Consider the following 20,792-nt stretch of genomic DNA (forward strand, 5'->3'; position numbering starts at 1 on the left):
AGTGTTCGTCTTTTAGAAGCCATCATTTTGTTATGTCCCAAACTCTTTTCTTATTCGATAGGTATGCTTGTTAATGATATAGGTATATAATGAAAGGTGTTGTGCTTTACAGCGTTCATACGAAATGATACATATAAAAAACTATATTTAAGGAGGAGAATATATGCGCAATGATGGTAGAAATCAAAAGGAAATGCGTCCGGTTACGATTAAAACAGACTACTTAAAGCATCCTGAAGGTTCTGTATTAATATCTGTAGGAGATACAAAAGTAATTTGTACAGCAAGCATTGATGATCGAGTACCGCCTTTTATGCGTGGTCAAGGAAAAGGTTGGATTACAGCCGAATATTCTATGCTTCCGAGAGCAACGCAACAGCGAAATATCCGTGAATCTACTAAAGGAAAAGTGACGGGGCGTACAATGGAAATTCAGCGTTTAATTGGGCGTGCTCTCCGCGCGGTTGTAGATTTAGATAAAGTTGGCGAAAAAACAATCTGGATTGATTGTGATGTTATTCAAGCTGATGGGGGAACGCGTACAGCATCCATTACCGGAGCGTTTGTCGCAATGACGCTTGCTTTTGAAAAGCTGCTTAAAGAAGAAAGAATGAAGGAAATGCCAATTACAGATTATTTAGCCGCTACGTCTGTTGGAATGCACCGTGAACATGGTGCGATTCTAGATTTGAATTACGAAGAAGACTCAACTGCAGAAGTTGATATGAACATTATTATGACAGGGCAAGGTAAATTTGTTGAGCTGCAGGGAACAGGTGAAGAAGCAACGTTTTCTAAACAAGAGCTTGATGAATTAATTTCGTTGGGGGAAAGCGGAATTAAGCATCTTATTGAAGCGCAAAAACAAGTGCTTCAATCGCTCTAAGCAAAGCTGTTAACATTAGATGTGGAGGAGATTAAGATGGGTCGAGAAGTCATTATTGCAACAAAGAATGCAGGGAAAGTAAAAGATTTTAAAACACTTTTTTCTTCTAAAGGCATTGAAGTTAAGTCGTTGCTAGATTTTCCTGAGATTGCTGATGTTGAAGAAACAGGAACAACTTTTGCTGAAAACGCCATTTTAAAAGCTGAAGCAATCTCACGTACATTACATACTGCCGTTATAGCGGATGATTCTGGTTTATCTATTGATGCGTTAAATGGCGAACCGGGCGTGTATTCAGCGCGATATGCTGGCGAACAAAAGGATGATAATGCTAATATAGAGAAGGTACTAGAAAAGTTGAGCGGTGTGCCGTTTGCTGAGCGAACGGCAAGGTTTCATTGTACGCTGGCTCTTTCTGTACCAGGAAAAGACACGATTACAGTAGACGGAACGTGTGAAGGATATATCTTGGAAGAGAAAAGAGGAGAAAATGGCTTTGGCTATGATCCGATCTTCTATATCGAACGGTGGAAGCGTGCAATGGCGGAATTGACGAAAGAAGAAAAGAACACAATTAGCCACCGAGCAAACGCACTAAAAAAGCTTGAACCACTGATTGATGCCCAATTTTAAAGGAGTGATGACGTGTGAAACTATTGATTGTAAGCGATAGCCACGGATTACAAGATGAGTTAATCGTAATTAAGGAGAGACATGCAGATGTAGATAAAATGATACACTGTGGTGACTCAGAACTTTTGCAAAATAGTAAAGAAATGGCGAACTTTTTAAGCGTTCGTGGAAATTGTGATTACGATGCATCCTATGTCAACGATCGCGTTGAAAAAGTGGGAGAAGCTACATGTTTGGTAACACACGGTCATTTATATAACGTCAAAATGTCAATGATGAATCTTCACTACAAAGCAAGGGAAGTAGGGGCAAATGTTGCATGCTTCGGTCACTCTCACGTTGCAGGAGCAGAAGTAATGGACGGCGTATTGTTTATTAATCCCGGAAGTATTTTACTGCCGCGTATGAGAAAAGAGCGCACGTATGCTATACTTGAGGTTGAAGATAATGAAGCAACCGTTCAGTTTTATGATATAAGTGGTGAGCGTATTCCTAGCATGCAGCTGACGTGCACGCTTGCTTAAAAAATAAATAAAATAAATGAGAAGAGAAAATTTCTCCTCTCTTCTCATTTATTTTTTAAAAAAACGTTGACTTTTTAATTATATTTAAATATAATTAAAAATGTCTTTGAAACAATTTAGTAATATGTCCCAGTAGCTCAGCAGGATAGAGCAACGGCCTTCTAAGCCGTCGGTCGGGAGTTCGAATCTCTCCTGGGACGTCCAAAAAGCCTACTTTTTATCTTAAGATAAAAAGTAGGCTTTTTGTTTTGTTCTCCTAAGAAGTACAAATGAACTCGATAGAAAAACTTTTTTAAAATCATCTCATCCTTAGAGTCTCAACGATGAAAGCGTATCCAAAAATTCTGTTTAGTCTAAATTATCTAAAAAATATTCAAAAAACGGTTGACTATGTATAAAAATGGGCGTAAGATAGTCCTCAAATATAAGTTTTCTAAAAATTTTAATTAGTTGAAAACGTTAGTTTTCTCTGTTATTTGAAAGTGGAAACCTGAGAATAACAGAGAGATGAAATAATGAATTAAAACGTTGAAGAGGATAAGTAATTTTGATAGTTTGGTATCAACAGAGAGTCGGGTTGCTGGAAGCCGACGTTACCAGATCAAAGTGAACTCACCTCAGAGTGTCATCCTGAATTGAGTAAGGGTGGCCGAGTGTTATTCCAACACACTCGTTATCAAAACGAATGTTTATACATTCATGAGGTAGTCTTCGTGACTACAAATGAGGGTGGTACCGCGTAAAGTACAAAAGACTTTTCGCCCCTTGACCTATCTTAATAAAGTGGGTCTTTGTCAGGGGTGGAGAGTCTTTTTTTCTTTTTATTAAGAAAACGAAAGGATGAGAAAAAGTGGGAGCCAATATGCAAACAAAAGAGCCAGCAAGCATTGGGAAACAAATGAATGGATCTGACATGTTGATTGAATCTCTAAGAAGAGAAAATGTTGACGTCATTTTCGGTTACCCAGGAGGAGCTGTCTTACCAATTTATGATAAGCTTTACGGCTCAGGAATGTTTCATGTACTTGCTCGTCATGAGCAGGGTGGGATTCACGCAGCCGAAGGGTATGCGAGAATTTCTGGTAAGCCTGGTGTTGTCATTGCTACAAGTGGACCTGGTGCTACAAACATTGTAACTGGTTTGGCAGATGCAATGATTGACTCACTTCCTTTAGTTGTATTTACGGGGCAAGTAGCGTCAAGTGTAATTGGTTCAGATGCGTTCCAAGAAGCCGACGTATTGGGAATTACAATGCCGATTACCAAGCACAGCTATCAAGTACGTAAAGTCAGTGATTTGCCAAGAATCATTAAAGAAGCATTTCACATTGCAACAACGGGAAGACCTGGTCCAGTATTAATTGATATCCCAAAAGACATGGCGCAAGGAGATGGCGAATTCAGCTATGAAGGTGAGGTTAACTTACCTGGCTATCAGCCTACATACACGCCAAACCAGCTGCAGGTTAAGAAATTAGTCGAAGCGGTAACAGCTGCTAAAAAGCCAGTTATTTTAGCAGGCGCGGGTGTATTGTTAAGTAAAGGTTCAGAAGAATTAAAAAATTATGCAGAACAGCAAAACATTCCTGTTGTGAACACGCTGCTAGGTTTAGGTTGTTTTCCGGCGGATCATCCGCTTCATTTAGGAATGGCCGGCATGCACGGCACGTACACAGCAAACATGGCGATTTATGAGAGTGATCTTCTCATCAGTATCGGAGCTCGCTTTGATGATCGTGTAACAGGCAATTTAAAGCACTTTGCACCAAATGCTAAAATTGCACACATTGATATCGATCCCGCTGAAATCGGTAAAAATGTACCAACGAAAATCCCAATCGTGGGAGACGCAAAAGAAGTGCTGTCACAGCTTCTTTTACAAGATGGCGAAACAGGAGATTATACGAAATGGCATGAGAAATTAGCTGGGTGGAAACAAGAATATCCTTTATGGTATGAGAACTCTTCAGAAGTGTTAAAGCCTCAAAAAGTGATTGAGCTACTGCATCAATATACGGATGGAGATGCCGTAGTGACAACAGACGTAGGTCAGCATCAAATGTGGGTTGCTCAATACTATACGTTCAACAATCCAGACCGATGGGTAACTTCGGGCGGTTTGGGAACAATGGGGTTTGGTTTACCTTCTGCCATTGGTGCACAGCTGGCAAATAAAGATAAAACAGTTGTAGCAGTTGTTGGAGATGGTGGCTTCCAGATGACGCTTCAAGAATTAGGTGTCATTCATGAGCTTAATCTACCTGTGAAAGTGGTTATATTAAACAATCATTCTCTTGGAATGGTTCGTCAGTGGCAAGAAATCTTCTATGAAGAGCGCTATTCTCATTCACTGATTCCGAATCAGCCAGACTTTATGAAACTAGCGGAAGCTTATGGTATTAAAGGGCTTCAAGCAAAGACTGAAGAAGAGGCACACGCTGTATTAAAAGAAGCGATGGAGACGGATGGTCCAGTGTTAATGAACTTCTTCGTAGCACCAAAAGAAAATGTGTATCCGATGGTTGCTCCTGGAAAAGGACTTCATGAAATGGTGGGGGTGAAACCGTGAAGCGGATTATAACAGCAACAGTGTTAAATAGAGCAGGCGTATTAAATAGAGTAACAGGGTTGTTCACCAAAAGAAATTTCAATATTGAAAGTATTTCAGTAGGTCATACCGAATCAGAAGACGTATCGCGCATGACGTTTGTAGTAAACGTGGAAGACGATGGCGCTGCTGAACAAGTAATTAAGCAATTAAACAAGCAAATTGATGTCTTAAAAGTTCAGGACATTACTGAACAGGCCGTTGTTTCACGCGAGCTTGCTTTAATGAAAGTAGCTTCAACACCAGCGAGCCGAAATGAGCTGTATGCAGTTATTGAGCCATTTCGAGCAACCATTCTTGATGTTAGCCGAGATAGTTTAATCATCCAGGTAACAGGTGAATCAAGTAAAATCGAAGCGATGATTGATCTACTTCAGCCATACGGACTGAAAGAAGTAACGCGAACGGGTACCGTAGCTGTACCGCGCGGAACGCAAAAAGTAGCGGCAAAGTGGTCATCAATTATTTAACTAAGATATAAACCAAAAATTAACCTATAAAAATTAAAAACAAAGAGGAGAGATTTATTATGACAAAAGTATATTATAACGGTGACGCAAAGGATCAATTCTTACAAGGTAAAACAGTAGCAATCGTAGGATACGGTTCACAAGGTCACGCTCATGCACAAAACTTACGCGATAGTGGAGTAAACGTAGTTGTTGGTTTAAGAAAAGGTAAATCATGGGAGCAAGCTGAGCAGGATGGATTCACAGTTCTTTCAGTGAAAGAAGCTGTACAACAATCTGAAGTTGTGATGGTCTTATTACCAGATGAGCATCAACCAAAAGTATATAATGAAGAAATTTTACCAGGATTAAAGCCAGGAAAATCATTAGTTTTTGCACATGGTTTCAACATTCACTTCAACCAAATCGTTGCTCCTGAATTTGTAGATGTATTCTTAGTAGCTCCGAAGGGTCCAGGACATCTTGTGAGAAGAACATATGAAGAAGGTGCGGGTGTACCAGCTCTATTTGCTGTATTCCAAGACGTAACTGGTGAAGCAAAAGAAATTGCGTTAGCATACGCAAAAGCAATCGGATCAGCTCGTGCTGGTGTATTAGAAACAACATTTAAAGAAGAAACAGAGACTGATTTATTCGGTGAGCAAGCAGTTCTTTGCGGTGGCTTAACATCATTAGTAAAAGCAGGTTTTGAAACGCTTGTAGAAGCAGGCTATCAGCCAGAAGTTGCATACTTCGAGTGTTTACATGAATTAAAATTAATCGTTGACCTTATGTATGAAGGTGGATTAGCAGGAATGAGATATTCAATTTCTGATACTGCTCAATGGGGTGACTTCGTATCAGGGCCACGCGTTGTAGATGAGCGTTCAAAAGAACAAATGAAAAAAGTGCTTGAAGACATCCAAACAGGTAAATTTGCTAAAGGTTGGATCCTAGAAAACCAAGCAAATCGTCCAGAGTTTACAGCAATCAATAACAGCGAAAATGAGCATTTAATTGAAAAAGTTGGTGCGCAGCTACGTGAAATGATGCCATTTGTAAAAAAACAAAAGAAAGAAGCGGTGGTCGCTAGTGCAAAAAATTAACCTATTTGACACGACGCTACGAGACGGGGAACAATCACCTGGAGTTAATCTAAACCTACAAGAAAAGCTTGAGATTGCAAAACAGTTAGAGCGTTTAGGAATTGATGTAATCGAAGCAGGTTTCCCAGCTTCTTCAAAAGGCGATTTTCAATCGGTGAAGGAAATTGCGTCGACTGTCAAAGATTCTTCTGTAACAGGCCTTGCAAGGTCTGTTACACAGGACATTGACATCGCTTGGGAAGCCTTAAAAGACAGTGCTGAACCAAGGCTGCACGTATTTATTGCTACTTCTCCAATTCACTTGGAGCATAAGTTGAAAAAGACACCAGAGCAAGTGCTAGAAACAGCGGTTGAAATGGTGAAATACGCAGCGAAAAAGTTTCCGATTGTTCAATGGTCTGCCGAAGATGCATGCCGAAGCGAATTACCGTTTCTAGCACAAATTGTAGAAGCTGTCATTGATGCAGGGGCTAAGGTTGTTAATATTCCGGATACGGTTGGTTATACAACGCCGGCTCACTACGGATCTGTGTTTCAATATTTAAAAGAAAATGTTTCAAACATTGATAAAGTGTCATTGTCTGCTCATTGTCATGATGATTTAGGCTTAGCGGTAGCGAATTCACTTGCTGCAATTGAAGCAGGAGCAACACAAATTGAAGGGACAATCAACGGGATTGGTGAGCGTGCTGGAAATGCGGCTTTAGAAGAAGTTGCACTTGCCTTAAATATTCGCAAAGATTTCTATCAAGCGGAGTCAGGCCTGGTTTTACCAGAAATTAAGCGAACAAGCGATTTAATTAGCAAGCTAACGGGCATGACGATTGCACCAAATAAAGCAATTGTAGGTAAAAATGCTTTTGCTCACGAATCTGGTATTCACCAAGATGGTGTCTTAAAAAACCCATTAACATACGAAATTATTTCCTCAGAACTTGTTGGGGTGAAACAAAACCCGATTGTGCTTGGGAAGCATTCTGGAAGACATGCATTCCGTACACGCTTAGTAGAGCTAGGGTTTGTTCTAGAAGATGAGCAAGCGAACGTTCTATTTGAAAAATTTAAGGACTTAGCAGATAAAAAGAAAGACATCACAGATGATGATTTGTTTGCACTAGTAGTGCACAAGCAGGTTAATCACGATGTTGAATACAAGCTAGAAGGACTTCAAGTACAGTATGGTATTAATAATATTCCAACTGCTACAATCACGCTTCAGCGTAAGAATGGAGACGTTGTTCAAGAAGCGGCTACGGGATCAGGGAGCGTTGAAGCAATTTACAATACGCTGGCACGTTGTTTAGAACAAGATGTAAAGCTATTAGATTATCGCCTACAGTCCATTAACGGTGGACCGGATGCGCTGGCAGAGGTATTTGTTAAAGTAGAAAGTGACGGTGTGGAAGTAAGTGGAAGAGGCGTAGCATTTGATGTACTAGAGTCATCGGCAAAGGCTTATATCAACGCAATTAACCGCTTATTCGCAGTTAAGCAGCACCGCGTTGAGCAAGAAGTGTAATACGTAGACAAGAAGGGAGAGACTATCATGACAAAAAAGGTAGCGGTGTTACCTGGAGACGGAGTTGGGAAAGAAGTTACAAAAGGTGCAATCGACGTCTTAAACGCCATCGGTCAACGCTTTAACCATCAGTTTGAATTTAGCTATGGGTTAATCGGAGGAGCTGCTATTGATACAGAAGGAGTACCACTTCCAGAAAGTACAGTAGCGGTTTGTAAAGAAGCGGATGCAGTATTGCTTGGGGCTGTAGGTGGTCCTAAGTGGGATGCCGTTCCTACACAGCTCCGTCCAGAGCGAGGCTTATTAGCAATTCGTAAAGAACTGGACCTTTATGCTAACTTGCGTCCAGTTACTTATTATGATAGTTTAGCAGATTCTTCTCCTTTGAAAAAAGAATATATTCAAGACGTTGATTTTATTATCGTACGTGAGCTAACAGGCGGCTTATATTTTGGAAAACCAAGTGAACGCCGCACAAATGGGAGTGAAGAAGTCGTTGTAGATACGCTCTATTACAAGCGTGAAGAAATTGAGCGTATCATTCGCCAAGCATTTGAAACAGCAAAAGTTCGTCGTCAAAAGGTTACGTCTGTTGACAAAGCGAACGTATTGGAGTCAAGTCGTTTATGGCGTGAGATTGCTGAAGAAGTATCAAAAGATTATCCCGAAATTGAGCTTGAACATATGCTAGTGGATTCAGCAGCGATGCAGCTTATTCGTAATCCAAAGCACTTTGACGTAGTCGTTACTGAGAACATGTTCGGAGATATTTTAAGTGATGAAGCTTCGATGCTGGCTGGATCTTTAGGGATGTTACCATCTGCTAGTTTGACGTTAAACGGACCTTCTCTTTATGAACCTGTTCATGGCTCTGCACCAGATATTGCAGGCCAAAATAAAGCTAATCCAATCGCAGCTATTTTATCAGCAGCGATGATGTTAAGACATTCATTTGGTCTTGAAGAAGAAGCGAAAGCAGTGGAACAAGCGGTAGAACACGTATTAAATGCTGGTCATCGTACAGCAGATTTAGCGAACGGCTCACATTATTTATCAACTGAAAAAATGGTAGAAGCAATTGTTGATACGATTGCTGACGATTCTGCAATTGTTAACATTATGACAGCTTATAGTTAATCATGCGTTTCTCACCTTTATGTGAGAAACGTTTTTCATAACTGGAAAGGAGGAGCAAGATGAAAGCAAAGAACATTATTGAGAAACTATGGGAACAACATGTAGTACGCCAAGAAGAGGGGAAGCCGGATTTATTATACATTGATCTTCATCTTATTCACGAAGTAACGTCACCTCAAGCATTTGAAGGCTTACGTGTTGCTGGGCGAAAAGTAAGGCAACCCAATTTGACGTTTGCAACGATGGATCACAACATTCCGACCGTTGACCGCTTCAACATCAAAGATCCAATTGCCAAAAAACAAGTTGATACGTTATCTGCAAACTGCGCTGAGTTCGACGTGAGGCTGTTAGACTTAACGAATGAAGAACAAGGAATCGTTCATATTATTGGACCGGAATTAGGTTTAACGCAGCCTGGTAAGACAATTGTATGTGGGGATAGTCATACATCTACCCACGGAGCGTTTGGTGCATTAGCATTTGGTATTGGTACGAGTGAAGTTGAGCACGTATTAGCTACTCAAACGCTTTGGCAAGCCAAGCCAAGAACGATTCAAGTAAAAGTGGATGGCCAAAAGAAGCCTGGTGTATTCGCAAAAGATATCGTACTAGCGATTATTCAGAAGTTTGGTGTGAACTTTGGAACAGGTTCTATCATCGAATTTACGGGAGATTGCATTAAGCAGCTTTCAATGGAAGAGCGGATGACCATTTGTAACATGTCCATCGAAGCAGGAGCAAAAGCAGGCTTAATCAGCCCTGATGAAGTAACTTTTTCTTATATTAAAGGAAGAGAATATGCACCAAAAGGTGAAAAGTTCACTGAAGCAGTTGAAAAGTGGAAAGCGTTAGCTTCGGATGAAGGCGCAGAATATGATCAAACGTTAGAAATTGATGCAAATGAAATCGAGCCTGTTGTGACATGGGGAACAAATCCTGCGATGAGTTCGTACATTAGTAAAACAGTTCCTACATTTGAATCATGTAACACGGATTCAGAACGCAAATCATTGGAAAGAGCGTTAGACTACATGGGGTTAACTCCGGGTATGGCAATTGAAGATATTCCAATTCAACACGTATTTATTGGTTCCTGTACGAACGCTCGCTTATCGGATCTACGTGATGCAGCTTCTTTTATAAAAGGAAAGAAAGTATCACCGAATGTGCGAGCAATGGTTGTACCAGGTTCTCAGAAAATTAAACGTATTGCTGAAGAAGAGGGGATTGCAAAAACGTTTGTTGAAGCTGGATTTGAATGGCGTGATTCAGGATGTAGCATGTGTTTAGGGATGAACTCGGATTTAGTTCCTCAAGGGGAACATTGTGCTTCCACGTCAAACCGTAACTTTGAAGGACGTCAAGGTAAAGGGGCACGAACTCACCTTGTTAGTCCAGTGATGGCGGCGGCAGCAGCAGTATATGGTCACTTTGTAGACGTTCGTAAATTACAAGAAGAAGCTGTGAGATAAGGAGAGGTAACATGAATGCATTTACAGTTGAAACAGGAAAAGTAGCCGGGATGGACCGCTCTAATGTCGATACAGATCAAATTATTCCAAAGCAATTTTTAAAGCGCATTGAGCGTACTGGTTTTGGAAAATATTTATTTTTTGATTGGCGATACAATGAAGATGGAGTAACGCCAAATCCTAGCTTTGAGCTAAATGCTCCTGAAAATGAAGGAGCAACAATCTTAGTTGCAAATGAAAACTTCGGATGTGGTTCTTCACGTGAGCATGCACCGTGGGCATTGTTAGATTACGGCTTTAGAGCCATTGTGGCGCCATCTTTTGCAGATATCTTTAAACAAAATTGTCTAAAAAATGGAATTCTACCAATTGCATTACCAGTTGAAGATGTTGAGTATCTATTGAAGGAATCAAAAGCAGCTGATTATAACTGCACGATCGATTTACATCAGCAAACAATTTCAGACGAAGCTGGATTCAAACGAACGTTTGACATTAATAGCCATTGGAAATATATGCTTGTAAATGGGTTTGATGAAATTGGTTATACGTTATCGTTTGCTTCTGACATTGATCAGTATGAAAATAATACCGTTCGTTATTGAAAAAAGCTGGGCAAAGTTACCTCTTTGCTCGGCTCTTTTTTGCGTTCTATTAGACAACTTGCTAAACTGTATAGCAAAGAAATGTGAAGTGAGGAGAGAATATGACCGAGAAAAAGCGAGATAATGTAATTGCGTTTCCTCATTTGCAAGAGCGTTTAGTAGAAAAAGCGAAAGAATATCTACAGAATAAACGCTTTAATGAGGCTCTGCATTTATTTAAGCAAGCATACGAAATAGGCCAAGAGCACCGAGACGTATTGTTCGGGCTAGCTGTATGTTATTTAGAACTAGGAGAGGTTGAAACAGCTAAAACGCTTTGTAAAAAGATGTTGCATGAAGACATAGGACATTACTATGATAATCTACAAATGCTTTTAATGATTCTTATCCAGCTTGGTGAGTATAAAGAAGGCTATGAAACCTTGCAGGCTGTTATAGAAGAACATGATGTACCCGCTGAGGATCAAGAGCAAATTAATCAGCTCTTAGCGTTTTGCTTATCGAGAATGAATCAAGAAAAGGACATAGAAGGACAAACAGAGCAGGAGCAGCTTACGCGTTTAAAAGATTTCTTAAATGAGACGGTCGTTTCAAATCAGATTGATCATTTACACACGCTCCCTCTTCATCGAATGAATCAGTATAGCTTCTTCTTACAAGAGCTATTCACAAATGAATCCGTTCATCCCATTGTGAAAACCGAGGCTCTTAAAATATTAATGAAGGAACAGGTTAACCATGACTTTCACATCAACAAATTTCAGCGTGAGAAAAAAATTAATCCGCTCACTTTACAGCAAATAATACCATCTCCGTTAGCCATTCATGTTGAGAAATCCCTGAGGGAAAAGTTGGAACACGAAAATCCCACTATGCTCCAAGCAAGCTTAGAGATTTGGAATCGTTATTTATATGTTTTATTTCCATTCAGTCCGGTTAATGAACATGTAGGTATCTGGGTGGAGGCGTTATACGCACTCGCAACTGAATTATATGGTGAAGAGGTTGACGCTGAGCAAATCGCACTGATGCATAACTTCTCTGCTGAGGATTTGAAACAAGCTATTAAACACCTAAAGGAAATTGAAGAAATTTCTTTGATATAAAATGAGGTGTTTTGTTGAAACGTCATTGTTGTATGTTATAATATAATGGTTGTAAAATGCACTTAAACAAGTATAGTAGAATTTCATCTTTACATCACGTTCCTACTTACTTTAAAGTAATAGGGAGTTCGATAGATAATGAAGGAAACATTGATCTCATTATCAGAGTGAAAATCACTACTTAAAATGATTTTGGAGGGAAATATACATGTCTGCAAAATGGGAAAAACAAGAAGGTAATCAAGGCGTTTTAACAGTAGAAGTTGAAGCTGCTGAATTCGATAAAGCCTTAGATAAAGCATTCACAAAAGTTGTTAAACAAGTAAACGTACCAGGTTTCCGTAAAGGGAAAATGCCACGTCCACTATTTGAAAAACGCTTTGGTGTAGAATCTTTATACCAAGATGCACTAGATATCTTATTACCAGAAGCTTACAGCAATGCTGTTGCTGAAGCTGGTATCGAGCCAGTAGATCGTCCGGAAATCGATGTTGAAACAATCGAAAAAGGACAAGACTTAGTTTTCACTGCTAAAGTAACAGTTAAGCCTGAAGTGAAATTAGGCGAATACAAAAACTTAGAAGTTGAAAAATTAGACACAACAGTAACTGACGAAGACGTTGAAGCTGAATTAAAATCTCTTCAAGAGCGTCAAGCTGAGCTAGTAGTAAAAGAAGAAGGCGCTATTGCTGAAGGCGATACTGCTGTAATCGACTTTGAAGGATTCGTTGATGGAGAAGCATTCGAAGGCGGAAAAGGTGAGAACTATTCATTAGAAATTGGTTCTAACACATTTATCCCAGGCTTTGAAGAGCAATTAGTAGGTTTAGAAGTTGGCGCTGAAAAAGACGTTGAAGTAACGTTCCCAGAAGAGTACCATGCTGAAGAGCTTGCTGGTAAAAAAGCAACTTTCAAAGTGAAAGTACACGAAATCAAAGCAAAAGAATTACCAGCATTAGACGATGAATTTGCTAAAGATGTAGACGAAGAAGTAGAAACTTTAGAAGCATTAAAAGCGAAAACAAAAGAAAACTTACAAACTGCAAAAACAAACGAAGCTGAATCAGCTCTACGTGATGCATTAGTAGAAAAAGCTGCTGAAAATGCAGAAGTAGAAATTCCAGAAGCAATGTATGCAACTGAAATGGATCGTATGATGCAAGAATTCGAGCAACGTTTACAAATGCAAGGTTTAAACCTTGAGCTATACTTCCAGTTCTCTGGTCAAGATGAAAAAGCTTTACGTGACCAAATGCGTCCAGACGCTGAAAAACGCGTGAAGATTAACTTAACGTTAGAAGCTATTTCTCAAGCTGAAAATCTTGAAGTAACTGACGAAGAAGTAGAAAAAGAATTAGAGAGCATGGCAGGAATGTACAACATGCCTGTCGAAGAAATTAAGAAAGTGCTTGGCAGTCTTGAAACAGTTAAAGCTGACATGAAGATTCGCAAAGCTATAGAATTTCTTGTAGAAAACAGCAAAGCTGTAGCATAATAATAGTAAAGAACAAGGCGCGACTTGATCGTGCCTTGTTTTATAACCTTCAAAAGTTTTTTCATACCATAACGACACGCCAGCACGCTGTTTTGTTCAATTGTCAAAAATCCGTAGTTATGAAATTGGCTTAATAAGCTGACAATACATAATAGCCAATCGATGCTTTTCGCTCATCAAGTGTTTATACATAAAACGTTTTAGTATCTATTCCGAAAAATGTATGATAAAATGCAATACAAATCTTTTCATACATGGGAAACTCGGTATGATAAAAGGTCATGCTTTTACTAAGAAGAGGAAGAGCAGTTGGCAAATAACTCGGATTAAGTGAGCTTCCAGCACTTTAGTCATTACTATAAGGGGTGAAAATTATGTTTAAATTTAACGATGAAAAAGGGCAACTAAAATGTTCGTTTTGTGGTAAAACACAAGAACAAGTTCGTAAATTAGTTGCTGGTCCAGGTGTTTACATATGTGATGAATGTATCGAGCTTTGCACTGAGATTGTTGAAGAAGAGCTTGGAACAGAAGAAGAAGTAGAATTTAAAGATGTGCCAAAACCAAAAGAAATCTGTGAAATTCTAGATGAGTATGTAATTGGCCAAGATGAAGCGAAAAAATCTTTGGCTGTAGCTGTTTATAATCATTATAAACGCATTAACTCAAACAGTAAGATTGATGACGTTGAATTAGCTAAAAGTAACATTTCTTTAATTGGTCCAACAGGTAGTGGTAAAACATTACTTGCTCAAACGTTAGCTCGTATTTTAAATGTGCCGTTTGCTATTGCTGATGCAACGTCGCTAACAGAAGCTGGTTACGTTGGTGAGGATGTTGAGAACATCTTATTGAAGTTAATTCAAGCCGCTGATTATGATGTAGAAAAAGCAGAAAAAGGCATTATCTATATCGATGAAATTGATAAGGTAGCAAGAAAGTCTGAAAACCCATCAATTACGCGTGACGTATCTGGTGAAGGTGTTCAGCAAGCATTGCTTAAAATTCTTGAAGGCACTGTAGCAAGCGTTCCTCCACAAGGTGGACGTAAGCATCCGCATCAAGAATTCATTCAAATTGACACAACAAATATCCTATTCATTTGTGGTGGAGCATTTGATGGTATTGAACCGATTATCAAGCGTCGCTTAGGTAAGAAAGTAATTGGGTTCGGTTCAGAAACAAAACAAGCAGATCTTAACGATAAAGAGTTATTATCAAAAGTTCTGCCAGAAGACTTATTAAAGTTTGGCTTAATTCCTGAATTTATCGGTCGTCTACCTGTTACGGCTAGTCTTGTACCGTTAGATGAAGGAGCGCTTGTTGAGATTTTAACAAAGCCAAAAAATGCGCTAGTAAAACAATATCAAAAGCTTCTTGAGCTAGATAATGTTGAGCTAGAGTTTGAAGATGAAGCACTTGTTGAAATTGCTCGTAAAGCAATTGAACGTAAAACAGGTGCACGTGGTCTACGTTCAATCATTGAAGGTATTATGCTAGAAGTGATGTATGATTTACCGTCTCGTGAAGACATTGTTAAATGTATTATCACTGGAGAAACGGTTCGTGATCAAGTAGCACCTAAGTTTATTTTAGAAGATGGTTCAACGGTTGAACAAGGAAGTAAAACATCTGCTTAATAAATAAGAAGACAGAGCGTTAGTTTTTAACGTTCTGTCTTTTTTTATTTTATGAAGAATTTTATGCTAAATTTGTTTATTCCACCTGTTGCAAGGAGATAATAACAAATAATTATCTTAACAATTGTTGCAGGAGGTTACTTATGAATTGGACGAATATTGCCTTAATGGTTCAGCTATTCTTTGGTATCATTATTGGCTTGTACTTTTGGAATTTATTGCGCAATCAGCGCACACAAAAAGTATCAATTGATCGGGAATCAAAAAAAGAAATGGATCAATTGCGAAAGATGCGTGCCATTTCACTAACTGAACCATTAGCAGAAAGAGTTAGACCGTCAAGTTTTCATGATATTGTGGGACAAGAAGACGGCATTCGTGCTTTAAAAGCCGCGCTATGTGGCCCAAATCCACAGCACGTTATCGTATATGGACCTCCAGGCGTAGGGAAAACGGCAGCAGCTCGTCTTGTACTAGAAGAAGCAAAAAAAAATCAAAAGTCTCCTTTCAAAAAAGGATCAGTATTTGTAGAACTTGATGCGACGACAGCTCGTTTTGATGAACGAGGGATTGCTGATCCTCTTATCGGATCTGTACATGACCCTATCTATCAAGGAGCGGGGGCTATGGGACAAGCTGGAATTCCTCAGCCAAAGCAAGGTGCTGTAACGGATGCTCACGGAGGAATTTTATTCATTGATGAAATTGGTGAACTACACCCTATTCAAATGAACAAATTACTAAAGGTATTAGAAGACAGAAAAGTATTTATGGAAAGTGCGTATTATAGCGAAGAAAATGCACAAATTCCGACTCATATTCACGATATTTTTCAAAATGGACTCCCTGCTGATTTTCGTTTAATTGGGGCAACAACGAGAACACCGAGTGAAATTCCGCCAGCCATTCGCTCACGCTGTGTTGAAGTGTTTTTTCGCGAGCTTGATCAAGATGAAATCATTAGCGTTGCGAAAAAAGCCGCTCAAAAAGTACAAATGGAAGTAACAGATAAAGGGCTGTCTATGTTGTCTACATATGCTCGCAATGGGCGAGAAACAGTTAATATGATGCAAATTGCAGCTGGATTGGCAATTTCAGAAGATCGTAAAGACATAAAGAATGAAGATATTGAATGGATTATTCATTCAAGTCAGCTAACTCCACGTCACGAGCCGAAGATTCCAGAACAAGAACAAGTAGGATTAATTAATGGATTAGCTGTATATGGACCTAATTCAGGTGCGTTATTAGAAATTGAAGTAAAAGCAATGAAAGCAAAAGAAAAAGGAAATATTACCATTACGGGGATAGTAGAAGAAGAAAACATCAATGGGCAAGGAAAATCCGTACGAAGAAAAAGTATGGCCAGAAGTTCAATTGAAAATGTCATTACTGTGCTGCGCTCCATGGCTGTGCCTGCCGATGAATATGATATTCATGTGAACTTTCCAGGAGGAGTGCCAATTGATGGACCTTCCGCAGGAATTGCGATGGCAACAGGCATTTATTCTGCTATCTATGAAGTGCCGATCAAACATACAGTTGCAATGACTGGAGAGATTGGACTGCACGGAAATGTTAAACCAATCGGAGGCGTCATTCCTAAAATTAAAGCGGCAAAGCAGGCAGGGGTAACTCATGTAATCGTTCCGAAGGATAATATGAATGGAATGGTGGAACAGATTCGAGGAATTGACATTTTACCAGTGACTCAACTAGCAGATGTTTTAAAATATGCACTCTTACCAATACAAGATCACGTTGCTCACCTATCAAAAGAAGCCGGGGTGCCAAAGCGCGAATTCATGTAATATTAGCGACATTTAGTTAGAAAATTTTTTTATATGAATATCATCTGCCTTTTTCGCGTATAAAACCTTTATACACGCTTTACGAAAAAGGCTTTTTCTATGTGAAAAAGATATTTACTTCGCTTTGCATTGCAAAGACTTCACATGGTACAATTAATAATTACTATTATTAGACATGCCAAGTTAAATAGGATAAAATTGAAGCAGAATTTATCCCTTACATACTATGGAATAAACGGGCATTGGAGGTGTTCATTGAATGACGAAAAATGAAACAATTCGCATTCCACTTTTACCTTTACGTGGGTTGATTGTCTATCCAACTATGGTATTGCATTTAGATGTTGGAAGAGATAAATCCGTGCAGGCTTTAGAAAAAGCAATGATGGACGACCACTTGGTGTGCTTAGTTTCTCAAAAGGAAATGGGCATCGATGAACCAGCGGTTGATGACTTATATAAAATGGGTACTTTAGCAAAGATTAAGCAAATGTTAAAGTTGCCAAATGGCACGATGAGAGTATTAGTTGAAGGATTAAACCGTATTGAAGTCAAGGAAATAATTGAAGAAGAAGGTTGCTTCCTGGCTGATGTAATGAAATACAATGAAGAACATGAAACAGATGTGGAAGACAAAGCGCTAATGCGCACGCTTTTAGATTACTTTGAACAATACATAAAGCTATCTAAAAAGGTATCCGTTGAGACGTTTTCAACCGTAACAGACATTGAGGAACCGGGACGGTTAGCCGATATTATTGCTTCGCATTTGCCGATTAAAATTCAATTGAAGCAAGAAGTTCTTGAAACTGAAGATGTAAAAGAGCGCTTGAACATGCTCATTTCTTACATTCAAGATGAACAAGAAGTGCTACAACTTGAAAAGAAAATTGGACAACGTGTGAAAAAGTCGATGGAGCGTACTCAAAAAGAATACTATCTTCGTGAGCAAATGAAGGCTATTCAAAAAGAGCTAGGCGATAAAGAGGGTAAAGGCGGAGAAGTTGCTACACTTCGAGAAAAGATTGAAGAAAGTGGTATGCCTGAGCGCGTGATGATGACTGCGTTAAAAGAACTAGATCGCTATGAAAAAATTCCCGCTACTTCTGCAGAAAGCTCGGTTATTCGTAACTATATCGATTGGCTACTTGCTTTGCCATGGACAAAGGAAACTGAAGATCGTTTAGATATTCACCGCGCAGATAAAATTCTAAATGAAGAGCACTACGGTCTTGAAAAAGTAAAAGAACGTGTGCTTGAATACTTAGCTGTTCAGAAATTAACGAACTCATTAAAGGGACCAATTCTTTGTTTAGCTGGACCTCCAGGAGTAGGTAAAACGTCTCTAGCACGTTCTATTGCGACGGCGTTAAATCGGAATTTTGTCCGCGTATCGCTCGGTGGCGTGCGTGATGAATCTGAAATTCGAGGCCATCGCCGTACGTATGTAGGCGCGATGCCTGGACGTATTATTCAAGGAATGAAAAAAGCTGGTACAGTCAACCCTGTCTTTTTATTAGATGAGATTGATAAAATGTCTAATGACTTCCGTGGAGACCCATCTTCTGCTATGCTTGAAGTCTTGGATCCGGAGCAAAACCATAATTTTAGCGATCACTATATTGAAGAAACGTATGACTTATCAAAAGTGATGTTTGTAGCTACTGCTAATAATTTAGCGACGATTCCAGGACCTTTACGCGACAGAATGGAAATCATTAATATTGCTGGCTATACAGAGCTTGAAAAACTTGAAATTGCTAAGCGTCATTTAGCAGTGAGACAGTTAGAAAACCATGGTCTGAAAAAAGCTGACCTTCAAATTCGAGAAGATGCTCTAGTAGCAATCATTCGTCTTTATACGAGAGAAGCGGGCGTTCGTAACCTCGAGCGTGAAATTGCATCTATTTGTCGTAAAGCTGCTCGCATTATCGTATCTGGAGATAAAAAGCGCGTAGTCGTAACTGAAAAGAACTTAGAAGAATTTTTAGGAAAAGCAAGGTTTCGCTATGGGCAAGCTGAATCTGAAAACCAAGTTGGTGTTGCAACAGGGTTAGCTTACACAACTGTGGGAGGAGATACGCTTGCAATTGAAGTTAGTCTATCTCCTGGAAAAGGTCGCCTTGTACTAACAGGGAAACTTGGTGATGTGATGAAAGAGTCTGCTCAAGCAGCTTTTAGTTACATTCGTTCAAAAGCGGAAGAGCTAGGAATTGATGAAAAGTTCCATGAGAAATATGACATTCATATTCATGTGCCAGAAGGAGCTGTGCCAAAAGATGGACCTTCGGCAGGAATTACAATTGCAACAGCTTTAACTTCAGCTTTAACAGGTAGACCGGTAAGAAGAGAGGTAGGAATGACGGGTGAGATTACGCTTAGAGGTCGCGTCTTACCAATCGGTGGATTAAAAGAAAAATCATTAAGTGCACATCGTGCTGGACTTACAAAAATCTTAATCCCTCAAGACAACGAGCGTGATATTGAAGATATTCCAGATAGTGTACAAGAACAGTTGGACATCGTACTTGTATCTCATTTAGATCAAGTATTGGAACATGCATTAGTAGGAGAGGTAAAATGAAAGTAACCCAAGCGGAAATTGTTATCAGCGCAGTAAAGCCTGATCAATATCCAAAAGAAAACTTGCCAGAATTTGCTTTGGCTGGTCGATCAAATGTAGGAAAATCATCATTTATTAATAAAATGCTTAACCGTAAAAACTTAGCACGTACATCGTCAAAGCCTGGAAAAACACAAACGTTAAATTTTTATTTAATCAATGAAATGATGCATTTTGTTGATGTTCCAGGCTACGGGTTTGCTAAAGTGTCTAAGACAGAGCGTGAAGCATGGGGCAAGATGATTGAAACATATTTAACGGATCGCGATCAGCTAAAAGCGGTGTTATTAATTATTGATTTACGTCACGCGCCGTCTAAAGATGATGTCATGATGTACAATTTCTTAAAGCATTACGAAATTCCTGTAATGGTTATTGCCACAAAAGCGGATAAAATCCCGAAAGGTAAATGGCAAAAGCACTTAAAAGTTGTACGTGATACGTTAGAGCTAGAAGCCGAAGATGAACTCATTCTATTTTCATCTGAAACTGGTCAAGGAAAAGATCAATCGTGGAGATCACTTCAATACCGCATGAATAATTAACAAAAAAAGGTTGAAACGAAAAGCGCTCGCTTTTCGTTTCAACCTTTTTTACATATATTACTTACGTTTGGAAAATAATAAATATAAGCCAATGAGTAGGAATAGAATAGGCCAAAAGGTAGCTAGGTAATTCACACCGTTTTCAACCGCTGGGGCAAACTGATTTAAATTATTTGAAAACATCATAAACAGCGCAATGAGTAATAAAAGAATACCTTGAAATAGGCCGGTTTTACTCTTTTTCGCACTCAGTAAAAAGCTCAGTGCAATCATTAAAATGACCATGCTAGTATGTTGAGGCCAGAACGGCAGCCAGTCACTTACATAAAAATGACCGCCTAATGTAATTAATATGTAGCTTGCTAGTACGTTAGAATAGTCTTGCGAAATGCGACATTGTGCCCCAAGCGCAACTCCGACTAAAACGAGCAGGAGAGGCCAGGTGTATAAGTGTTCTGCGATTTTTAAGTTAAGCTCGTCTACTAGAAAAAAGATTCCAAATCCAACTAATAAAACTCCGAAAAAAATTGACTGTTTCTTCATCGTAACCTCCTGGTGTGATTAAACAGGAAAAGTGATAAATCACTGCTTTTTTGATACAATTTATTATGGATAATCGTTAATATCTTA

General features: G+C 39.2%; 17 protein-coding genes, 1 tRNA gene and 1 other annotated feature. Of the genes, 17 read left to right on the forward strand and 1 reads right to left on the reverse strand.

The window, feature by feature from the left end; translation table 11 throughout:
* Window positions 1–163: 163 nt before the first annotated feature.
* The 17 genes from rph to yihA all read left to right on the forward strand — a co-directional run bounded on the left by rph (window position 164) and on the right by yihA (window position 20,162).
* Window positions 164–886, forward strand: a complete 723-nt coding sequence (gene rph / locus AS180_RS07185) for a ribonuclease PH (protein WP_035320239.1) — start codon at window positions 164–166, stop codon at window positions 884–886.
* Between the two features lie 36 nt (window positions 887–922).
* The gene (locus tag AS180_RS07190; RefSeq protein ID WP_035320237.1) at window positions 923–1,519 is read left to right on the forward strand and encodes an XTP/dITP diphosphatase; all 597 of its coding nucleotides are present in this window, start codon (window positions 923–925) and stop codon (window positions 1,517–1,519) included.
* A gap of 14 nt (window positions 1,520–1,533) precedes the next feature.
* Window positions 1,534–2,043, forward strand: coding sequence for a metallophosphoesterase family protein (locus AS180_RS07195; RefSeq protein ID WP_025908572.1), 510 nt, complete (start codon window positions 1,534–1,536; stop codon window positions 2,041–2,043).
* 126 nt (window positions 2,044–2,169) lie between these two features.
* Window positions 2,170–2,243: transfer RNA gene (locus tag AS180_RS07200), tRNA-Arg, on the forward strand.
* Window positions 2,244–2,562: 319 nt separating this feature from the next.
* Window positions 2,563–2,812, forward strand: a binding site (T-box leader).
* Window positions 2,813–2,905: 93 nt separating this feature from the next.
* On the forward strand, window positions 2,906–4,612 hold the full coding sequence (gene ilvB, locus AS180_RS07205; protein ID WP_090752757.1) for an acetolactate synthase large subunit: 1,707 nt from the start codon (window positions 2,906–2,908) through the stop codon (window positions 4,610–4,612).
* Entirely contained in the window at window positions 4,609–5,121 is a 513-nt protein-coding gene (gene ilvN / locus AS180_RS07210; protein ID WP_025908570.1) for an acetolactate synthase small subunit, read from the forward strand. The genes ilvB and ilvN overlap by 4 nt, the downstream gene beginning before the upstream one ends.
* Window positions 5,122–5,180: 59 nt before the next feature.
* The gene (gene ilvC, locus AS180_RS07215) at window positions 5,181–6,206 is read left to right on the forward strand and encodes a ketol-acid reductoisomerase (RefSeq protein WP_025908569.1); all 1,026 of its coding nucleotides are present in this window, start codon (window positions 5,181–5,183) and stop codon (window positions 6,204–6,206) included.
* Window positions 6,193–7,725: a 2-isopropylmalate synthase gene (locus AS180_RS07220; RefSeq protein ID WP_062686606.1), complete on the forward strand. Its 1,533-nt coding sequence runs from the start codon at window positions 6,193–6,195 to the stop codon at window positions 7,723–7,725. Before ilvC ends, AS180_RS07220 begins: the two co-directional genes overlap by 14 nt.
* Before the next feature lie 27 nt (window positions 7,726–7,752).
* A complete protein-coding gene (gene leuB, locus AS180_RS07225; protein ID WP_025908567.1) occupies window positions 7,753–8,862 on the forward strand; it encodes a 3-isopropylmalate dehydrogenase in 1,110 nt (369 codons plus the stop codon).
* A gap of 59 nt (window positions 8,863–8,921) precedes the next feature.
* Window positions 8,922–10,337 (forward strand): 3-isopropylmalate dehydratase large subunit, encoded by a 1,416-nt coding sequence (gene leuC / locus AS180_RS07230; protein ID WP_061785017.1) that lies wholly within the window; start codon window positions 8,922–8,924, stop codon window positions 10,335–10,337.
* A gap of 11 nt (window positions 10,338–10,348) precedes the next feature.
* Window positions 10,349–10,942, forward strand: a complete 594-nt coding sequence (leuD, locus tag AS180_RS07235) for a 3-isopropylmalate dehydratase small subunit (protein WP_025908565.1) — start codon at window positions 10,349–10,351, stop codon at window positions 10,940–10,942.
* Window positions 10,943–11,043: 101 nt separating this feature from the next.
* The gene (locus AS180_RS07240) at window positions 11,044–12,048 is read left to right on the forward strand and encodes a tetratricopeptide repeat protein (protein ID WP_062686607.1); all 1,005 of its coding nucleotides are present in this window, start codon (window positions 11,044–11,046) and stop codon (window positions 12,046–12,048) included.
* 208 nt (window positions 12,049–12,256) lie between these two features.
* On the forward strand, window positions 12,257–13,543 hold the full coding sequence (gene tig, locus AS180_RS07245) for a trigger factor (RefSeq protein WP_025908563.1): 1,287 nt from the start codon (window positions 12,257–12,259) through the stop codon (window positions 13,541–13,543).
* Between the two features lie 374 nt (window positions 13,544–13,917).
* Entirely contained in the window at window positions 13,918–15,183 is a 1,266-nt protein-coding gene (gene clpX, locus AS180_RS07250) for an ATP-dependent protease ATP-binding subunit ClpX (protein ID WP_025908562.1), read from the forward strand.
* A 143-nt stretch (window positions 15,184–15,326) separates the two neighbouring features.
* The gene (gene lonB, locus AS180_RS07255) at window positions 15,327–16,994 is read left to right on the forward strand and encodes an ATP-dependent protease LonB (RefSeq protein WP_025908561.1); all 1,668 of its coding nucleotides are present in this window, start codon (window positions 15,327–15,329) and stop codon (window positions 16,992–16,994) included.
* A gap of 259 nt (window positions 16,995–17,253) precedes the next feature.
* Window positions 17,254–19,578, forward strand: coding sequence for an endopeptidase La (lon, locus tag AS180_RS07260; RefSeq protein WP_025908560.1), 2,325 nt, complete (start codon window positions 17,254–17,256; stop codon window positions 19,576–19,578).
* Complete coding sequence (gene yihA / locus AS180_RS07265) at window positions 19,575–20,162, forward strand: ribosome biogenesis GTP-binding protein YihA/YsxC (RefSeq protein ID WP_025908559.1); 588 nt, start codon at window positions 19,575–19,577, stop codon at window positions 20,160–20,162. The genes lon and yihA overlap by 4 nt, the downstream gene beginning before the upstream one ends.
* A gap of 57 nt (window positions 20,163–20,219) precedes the next feature.
* Here yihA and AS180_RS07270 read toward each other — a convergent pair whose 3' ends face one another.
* The gene (locus tag AS180_RS07270; protein WP_062686608.1) at window positions 20,220–20,705 is read right to left on the reverse strand and encodes a LiaF transmembrane domain-containing protein; all 486 of its coding nucleotides are present in this window, start codon (window positions 20,703–20,705) and stop codon (window positions 20,220–20,222) included.
* Between the last annotated feature and the right edge of the window lie 87 nt (window positions 20,706–20,792).

This window comes from Priestia veravalensis (assembly GCF_001457055.1).
Taxonomy (GTDB): domain Bacteria; phylum Bacillota; class Bacilli; order Bacillales; family Bacillaceae_H; genus Priestia; species Priestia flexa.